The organism is Microbispora sp. NPDC049633 (assembly GCF_040675265.1).
Classification (GTDB): Bacteria; Actinomycetota; Actinomycetes; order Streptosporangiales; family Streptosporangiaceae; genus Microbispora; species Microbispora maris.
On record NZ_JBFAOO010000437.1, the window covers coordinates 1 to 1102 of the forward strand.

The window sequence follows — 1102 nt, forward strand, 5'->3', positions numbered from 1 at the left end:
ATGGGATAGTGGTCCTGGAGTTACGTGTTTTCTTCCTTGTGAACTTCCTATCTCCGCGGGGGCGGGCCAGGTGGCCGCGGGCTTCGTGCCGGGCGCCCCGGCGGCGGTCGCGCGGCTGGGCCCGGCCGCGCTCGCGGCGGGGACCGTCGCGATCGCCTGCGCCGCCGTCGCGCTGCGCCAGTCTCCACGAGGTCAGTCCACCGGCCGACGGCCCGGAAAGGCTCTCCGCCGGATCGCGACGGAGATCCTGGTGCTCGTGGTCGCCGGGGCGAGCCTCTATCTCCTGCGCACCCGCGGCCTCGCCGCCGGCGACACGTTCCTCGCGCTGGCGCCCGTGCTGCTGGCGCTGGCCGCCGCGCTGGCGGTGCTGCGCGCCGGCCCGGCCGTGCTCCACCTGGCCTTCCGGGCCGCCGCCCGGCGCGCCGCCGCCGTGCCGTTCCTCGGGCTCGCCGCCGCCCGGGCCGTGCCGGGCGCCGCGCTGCCGGTGCTCACGCTGCTGCCGGCCGTCGCGCTGGCGGCGTACGGCATGGTCGCCGCCGGGGGGCTGGAGGAGGCCCAGCGGCAGACGGCGTGGGAGCGGATCGGCGCCGAGATCAGGGTGGAGCGCGCGCAGGGCATCCCTCCGGAGACGCTGGAGCAGATCCTCCACGCGCCGGGCGTCAGGGCCGTCGTCCCGGCCGCGGTCGGGACGACGATCGCCGAGGTGGGTTTCGGCGGGCGGCCGACGACGGTCGTCGCGGTCGATCTCGGCGCCTACCGCCGGCTGGTCGCGGGCAGCCCGCTCCGCCTGCCTCCGCCGGGGACCGGCGTGCTCGTCTCGCCCGACCTGTCCGCCATGCGGAGCTTCGAGATCGGCTGGCCCGCGCGGATGACGGTGACCCCGGCGGGGACGGTCGGCGCGATGCCGGGGGTGGGGGTGGGCGACGGCGCCCTCATCGTCCTCCCCACGGCTCCCGGGCACGTCAACACGCTGCTGATCGCGGGAGACGCCGGCGCGGTCAGGCCGCTGCTGCCGTCCGGCGCGCGCATGACCACCGTGGCGGGCGCGCTCGCCGAGATCACCGGGACGCCGCTGACGGCGGCGCTGACCGCCGCGCTGCGG

At 77.8% G+C, this 1102-nt stretch carries 1 protein-coding gene; it reads left to right on the forward strand.

The window, feature by feature from the left end; genetic code table 11:
- Nucleotides 1-70: 70 nt before the first annotated feature.
- A partial coding sequence (locus tag AB0J39_RS39715; protein WP_363474391.1) for a hypothetical protein occupies nt 71-1102 on the forward strand: 1032 nt, incomplete at its 3' end.